This is a genomic window from Clostridium sp. AF34-10BH (genome assembly GCF_003478095.1).
In the GTDB taxonomy this organism is placed as follows: domain Bacteria; phylum Bacillota; class Clostridia; order Lachnospirales; family Lachnospiraceae; genus Acetatifactor; species Acetatifactor acetigignens.
The window spans coordinates 38,626-44,924 of record NZ_QUEC01000031.1; the positions used below are offsets into that span (position 1 = coordinate 38,626).

The following is a 6,299-nucleotide window of genomic DNA, read 5'->3' on the forward strand; positions in this document are numbered from 1 at the left end:
AGAAGTATGATCAGAGCATTACAAAAAGCAGATATCGAACGAGTTGTTGATATATGGTTAGATACCAACTTAAAAGCACATAATTTTATTCCGGGTCAATATTGGAAAAATAATATTGATTTAGTGAAAGAAATGTTGCCACAGGCAGAGGTCTATGTGTATGAGAATGACTGCCAGATAGAGGGCTTTATAGGGTTAAATGATGAATATGTGGAAGGCATTTTTGTCCGTGATGAAATGCAGTCGCAGGGCATAGGTAAGCTCCTGTTGAATTTTGTAAAAGAAAAAAAGATGAAATTATACTTAAATGTTTACCAAAAGAATACACGTGCAATTCACTTTTATCAAAGAGAAGGTTTTGAAATCCAACGAGAAGGATTGGATGAAGTTACTGGGGAAAAGGACTATGTAATGGTATGGCAGCGTGGAAAATCTTTGTAGGAAGAGTGGAAATTCCCAAATTGTCGAAAACATTGCAGGAGAAAGTAAATGAGAACAGAAAGCGTCGAACTTACCGTTTTATGCTTAATACATAAAAATGGCAGATACTTGTTACAGGACAGAATAAAAAATGACTGGAAGGGATATACACTTCCGGGAGGTCATATCGAGCCGGGGGAATCCATCGTGGATGCGGTGATAAAAGTTGTGGTGAAACGGGAAAAAATAATTTATAGAGGGGAATGAAATAATGGAGAAATTGGTTATTGTCGATGGTGAATCATACAAAGATTGGATAACAGAAATATCAAATGAATTTAAAAGGAGCCAAATTCGTGCAGCGGTAAAAATAAATGATGAAATGCTACGTTTTTATTGGAAACTTGGAAAAGATATTTCAACCATGAGCAAGCAATAATATCCTTGTGCCGGAAATCGTCCACAAGCTGTGGACGATTCGACTATCGTTTTTAGAATTCCTTGGGGACATAATAGAACAATAATAGACAAATGTAAAAACAATGTGGATAAGGCATTGTTTTATGTGAGAAAAACACTAGAAAATAATTGGTCTCGTGATGTCCTGGTAAATTTTTTAGATACGGATTTATTTGAAAGACAAGGAAAAGCTATAACAAATTTTGCAAATACATTACCTTCAGTGCAAGGTGATTTGGCGCAGGCAATTACAAAGGATCCGTACAATTTTGATTTTTTGACATTACGGGAACAATATGATGAAAAGGAATTAAAGGATGCATTAATTAATAAAGTAAACAACTTTCTAATAGAACTCGGAACAGGATTCGCTTATATGGGGCGCGAAGTCCGTATCACAGTGGGGGAAGTAGAGAAATTCATCGATATGTTGTTTTACAATACACAAAGACATTGCTATGTAGTTGTAGAAATTAAGACAGGTAAATTTGACTCATCTTATGCCGGACAGCTTGGAACGTATGTTGTCGCAATTAATCACCAAATGAAAACAGAGAATGATAATCCAACTTTAGGATTGTTAATCTGTAAAGATATGGATAAAGTCGAGGCACAGTATGCACTGGAATCAACAAGTCAACCTTTGGGAATATCCAGCTATGAATTATCTAAGTTGATACCAGAAGAATTTAAGGGAAGCTTGCCTACAATTGAAGAGATTGAGGCAGAATTGAAAGATTAAAATCCTTGCAAAGGAAACATCGAAGTATATTTTCAATGATGAGGAGGAAAATGAACTCAACTGACAAATTTTAGTTTTAAATGGTTAGGAAAATTGAGGCCTGTGGAGTGGAAAAGGATACAATGATAAATAATTTAATCATTAGACAAGAGACCGAAGAAGATTATAAAAAAACGGAATTAATGATAATGAGAAGCTTTTGGAATAAATATTGGCCCGGATGCACGGAGCATTTATTGACTCGCATTATTCGTGATTCTCAAGAATACATACCGGAAATAAGCCGAATTGCAGAAATTGATGGCCAGATTGTCGGAGCCATATATTACACAAAAGCGTGGATCGTAGACGGAAAAAGTAGGCATGAAATTGCTACATTTGGACCATTAGCAGTTGAACCAACATGGGAAGGAAACGATATCGGTGGAGCGCTTATGCGTGAAACAATAAAACTGGCCCAAAAGCAGGGAATAGCTGGAATTGTAATTATTGGAGAACTTTATTATTATCCGCGTTTTGGATTTGAGAGAGCTTCCAAATATAAAATTACAGATGCCAGGGGAAAATCATTTGATGAAATAATGGTATTACCATTAAATGCTGATTTTTCATTAATCAGAGGAAAGCTCATTGAAAGTTCTGATTTTGAAAAGCTCGGTGATGAAGCAGCGTTGCTTAGAATCAGTGAAGAGTTTCCCGAGTACCGCAAAGTAAAAGTTAAGGAGGGTTTTATGCAGATTTTTGAGCAACATTTAGGTGTGGTTGAATCTGTAGAAAATGATATATATAATGTACGTTATTGGGAAAAACTCATTCCTGCAAAATTGGCGGGGGATATTAATGAAAAACCAAAGGCAGGAAGTGATGTTAAGTTTAAATGGAACCATGGGGGAGAGTCGGAAATCACAATGGTGTTTAAAAATCTATTAGAAGAATAATGCGAAGGTATAGGAGAAAAGAAATGATGAAAATCTACATAGATTTTGACGATGTATTATGTGAAACCGCAGAATATTTTACAAAAATTGCGAAAGAAATGTTCGGCATTGAGGTCCCTTATCGGCAGGTTCAATTTTTCAATTTGCAGAAATCCTTTGACCTGAATGATGCACAGTATGAAGTCTTAATGAAGGCGGGGCATTTACCGGAAAATCTGTTGCATTATGAGGAGACGCCGGGGGCTTCCGAGGTAATTAATAAGTGGGTGGATCAGGGACACGAGGTTTTTATCATTACCGGAAGGCCGTTCAATTCCTACGAACCATCGAGGCAATGGCTTGATAAACATCATTTGGAAAGAGTTCCCTTGTTCTGCGTAGACAAATACGGGCGCGAAACAGCGAAACAGGATTATAGATATAATATGACATTGGCGGAACTTTACAACATGACCTTTGATTTTGCGGTAGAGGATTCTCCGGCGGCGTTTGAGCATGTAATACATTTTGACAACTGCAGGACAGCCGTGTTCGACCGGCCATGGAACAGCCGGGCAGAGCTTCCCAATGACAGGTTTGTGAGATGTAAGGATTGGCAGGAGATTGACCGGTTGTTTGAAAATAGGGAGATAACCAAATGACACGAGAGGATTCCATCAGACAAATAGAAAACTATCCCCCATTCAATGAACAGGAAGAAAAGGACAAAGCTTTGATTCTGGGATGGATCAGGGACAATGAGAATGCATTTTCCAGAAAAAATACTGTAGCGCATATTACGGCTTCTGCCTGGGTGGTAAATAAGGACAGAAGCAAGGTGCTTATGGTATATCATAATATTTATAATTCCTGGTCCTGGCTGGGAGGACATGCGGATGGGGAGACAGATCTGCTGTCTGTTGCCATCCGGGAAGTGAAGGAGGAGGCGGGAATTTCCAATGTGAGACCAGTATCAGAGGAGATTTTTTCTCTGGAATCTCTGACGGTGGATGGACATGTGAAAAAAGGAAACTATGTGTCCAGCCATTTGCACCTGAATATCACGTATTTATTGGAGGCAGATTCGGAAGAGCAAGTATCCGTAAAGGCAGATGAGAACAGCGGTGTGGCCTGGTTCTCTCCGGAAGATGCTTTGGAGAAATCTACGGAACCATGGTTCGTGGAACATATTTATTCAAAACTCATTAAGAAAATGGGTATATGAAGTTGGAAAAAACGGAGAATGACCTATGATAAATTTTTTAAAGGCAGCGCCTGTCGTGTTCCTGATCGGAACCATGGTCACGGCTATTTTATATCAAAAAACTTTGTTAGGAATCTGGCTGACGATTGCCATTACCTTTGGAACCACTGCTTATCATTTTATCATGCGATGGGTGGTAGCATTTATCTACAATTCTATCATGCATAACAGGGCAGATTACAGAAAACACTGGTATCAGGTAAGTAAATCCGAAATGAAATTATATGAAAAGCTGCGTGTGAAAAAATGGAAGAATTGTATGCCTACCTATAATCCCAGCCTGTTTGATCCGAGACAACACACCTGGGAGGAAATAGCGCAGGTCACATGTCAGGCGGAACTGGGGCATGAGACGATCGTAGTGCTCAGCTTTGCACCGATTGTGGCAGGTCATTGGCTGGGTGGATATCCGGCATTTATCATTACATCGATCCTTGCGGCCATGTTTGATATGATGTTTGTGATCATGCAGCGATATAACAGGCAAAGGATTCTGAAACTGATAAAATAGAATGGATACTTGATAGAAAAGGATATTTGATAGAGAAAGAGGACGGCATGACTAAATATAAATATGGGAATCCGGAGGCTCCCATTGTTTTGATCCAGCCCGTGGGAGATCATGATCTTCCGGAAATAGAGGGCGAAGTGGCACAGATCCGGAAACTGACAGCATTGGATTTTCAAATGATTGCGGTGAAGGTGGATGACTGGAACCTCGATCTGTCTCCGTGGCGATCACCGGCGGTGTTCGGAAAAGAGGATTTTGGCGATGGTGCAGCCTCGTTGTTAGAAGAAATTTTGCGTTTATGCTCGGATGAAAGTAAAACTTATTATCTTGGAGGATATTCTCTTGCAGGGTTGTTTTCTCTGTGGGCATCTTATCAGACGGATCGGTTTGCGGGGATAGCGGCGGCATCGCCCTCGGTGTGGTTCCCAGGGTTTCTGCCCTATATGAAAGAGCACGAGAATCAGAGTCGGGCAGTTTACTTAAGCCTGGGGGACAAAGAGGAAAAGACGAAAAATCCTGTTATGGCTACTGTAGGTGACTGTATCCGGGAGGCACATGCGTGGCTGCAGCAGTGTGGGATCGGCAGTACGCTGGAATGGAATCCGGGGAATCATTTCAGAGATCCGGGCCTGCGGACCGCGAAGGCATTTGCCTGGGTAATGAAAAACTCATAAATTTTGCTTATTGGATCGGAGGAGAGGGATATGGTAATGGAAGCTCTGGTATACATATTGACATTATTGTTTGGAGTATCTACCGTTATCATTATAAAAAATAAGAGATATAAGGTTGTACCTTTTATATGTCTGGACATCATCCTGACATTTGCTGGTTTTGCCATCACATCATTTGTTATTTTGTTTGTAGGGAATGAAGCTCTCGAAGCGCTGCTGATTATGAGCGTGTTTGGATTGTTTCTGTTTTTACTGGGTGTGAATGATATCTATGCTGTATTTTGCTGCAATCAGAAGATAGAAGCTATCTATTGCGGATATAACAGCTACCCCGGACACTATGGGATTACCAGCTATGCACCGGTGTTTGAATACGTCTGTAACAGCACGGTTTACCATGAGCAGACCACATTGACAGTACCCTATCGCCTGCTGCGGAGGATGACAGAAGGGAACACTTATCCCATCTATATTCATTCAAAACATCCGGGAGTATGTGTTTTGAAGAGAAGAATCAGGTTCACGACAGTGATTGAATTTGGTTTTGCAATTATGTTTTTGGTAGTAGCAATTTTGTGGCAGCAATCCTGAAATGGTACATAGGAACACTCGAAACATGTGGACAATGCCGAATATCGGAGAAACCGGCAAATCAGTAGAAACTCTGAGGTTTGCGGAAATGTTAAGTTCCTTTGCGCAATTTCCCAGAGATGTTGATAGTACTGCATAGCTATTGCATGCTATACTTCATGCGAAAGGAGAGGTGACGGATGCAGTTAGGAAACAATATTCAGACCTTAAGAAAAAAGAAGGGACTTTCGCAGGAGAAGCTGGCAGAAAAAATTAATGTTACAAGGCAGACCATATCAAATTGGGAATTAGGAGAGACGGCGCCGAATCCGGAGCAATTAATTCTCTTATCAAAGCAATTCGACATAAGCATTGATGAATTGGTGGGAAATGATGCGATGTCATCCGGGAGTTCGAGGGAGAATAAGAGTATAAAGGATATCTATATCGGATTGATCGTTTTGTGCTGCGTCGTAGCATGCGTATGGGCATTTTCGGCAAACAGATTTCGCTATGTGGAAATACTGGGAATCACCATTGCCGGGGCAGTGGTGGGAGCATGCCTTGGCAGAGTGATCCATGGAATTTTGATGTATTTGCGAAAGGATAAAAAGTAGGAGGAAGTTCAGCTTTTTTCATAATATTTGTACACCATAGACATATTTTCTGCTTTGATGGTAAAGATTGCAAAATTGAGAGTTAGTTAAATACATTGGCAAAATCCACGAACTCCCGGAGCATG

The 6,299-nt window shown here is 40.3% G+C and carries 11 protein-coding genes; all 11 read left to right on the forward strand.

Translation table 11 applies throughout. The features are described 5' to 3' along the window. Window positions 1–6 precede the first annotated feature (6 nt). Entirely contained in the window at window positions 7–441 is a 435-nt protein-coding gene (locus DWZ61_RS16660) for an N-acetyltransferase (protein ID WP_118539762.1), read from the forward strand. Between the two features lie 48 nt (window positions 442–489). Continuing rightward, window positions 490–687 (forward strand): NUDIX domain-containing protein, encoded by a 198-nt coding sequence (locus tag DWZ61_RS16665; RefSeq protein WP_117465107.1) that lies wholly within the window; start codon window positions 490–492, stop codon window positions 685–687. A gap of 4 nt (window positions 688–691) precedes the next feature. After that, the gene (locus DWZ61_RS20480) at window positions 692–859 is read left to right on the forward strand and encodes a hypothetical protein (protein WP_347475460.1); all 168 of its coding nucleotides are present in this window, start codon (window positions 692–694) and stop codon (window positions 857–859) included. A gap of 30 nt (window positions 860–889) precedes the next feature. After that, complete coding sequence (locus DWZ61_RS16670) at window positions 890–1,621, forward strand: PDDEXK nuclease domain-containing protein (protein WP_347475461.1); 732 nt, start codon at window positions 890–892, stop codon at window positions 1,619–1,621. A gap of 107 nt (window positions 1,622–1,728) precedes the next feature. Further along, window positions 1,729–2,559 carry an N-acetyltransferase gene (locus tag DWZ61_RS16675; protein ID WP_172594821.1) on the forward strand — a complete coding sequence of 277 codons (831 nt, stop codon included), beginning with the start codon at window positions 1,729–1,731 and terminating at the stop codon, window positions 2,557–2,559. A 23-nt stretch (window positions 2,560–2,582) separates the two neighbouring features. Further along, a complete protein-coding gene (locus DWZ61_RS16680) occupies window positions 2,583–3,200 on the forward strand; it encodes a 2-dehydropantoate 2-reductase (protein WP_243026445.1) in 618 nt (205 codons plus the stop codon). Further along, window positions 3,197–3,763 (forward strand): NUDIX hydrolase, encoded by a 567-nt coding sequence (locus DWZ61_RS16685; protein ID WP_117568800.1) that lies wholly within the window; start codon window positions 3,197–3,199, stop codon window positions 3,761–3,763. The genes DWZ61_RS16680 and DWZ61_RS16685 overlap by 4 nt, the downstream gene beginning before the upstream one ends. A gap of 25 nt (window positions 3,764–3,788) precedes the next feature. After that, window positions 3,789–4,313 (forward strand): hypothetical protein, encoded by a 525-nt coding sequence (locus DWZ61_RS16690; RefSeq protein WP_117465110.1) that lies wholly within the window; start codon window positions 3,789–3,791, stop codon window positions 4,311–4,313. Window positions 4,314–4,360: 47 nt separating this feature from the next. After that, window positions 4,361–4,987, forward strand: a complete 627-nt coding sequence (locus DWZ61_RS16695) for an esterase (protein WP_118539766.1) — start codon at window positions 4,361–4,363, stop codon at window positions 4,985–4,987. 30 nt (window positions 4,988–5,017) lie between these two features. Beyond that, window positions 5,018–5,578: a hypothetical protein gene (locus DWZ61_RS16700; RefSeq protein WP_118539768.1), complete on the forward strand. Its 561-nt coding sequence runs from the start codon at window positions 5,018–5,020 to the stop codon at window positions 5,576–5,578. Window positions 5,579–5,757: 179 nt separating this feature from the next. Further along, window positions 5,758–6,174: a helix-turn-helix transcriptional regulator gene (locus DWZ61_RS16705; protein ID WP_118539770.1), complete on the forward strand. Its 417-nt coding sequence runs from the start codon at window positions 5,758–5,760 to the stop codon at window positions 6,172–6,174. Window positions 6,175–6,299: the final 125 nt, after the last annotated feature.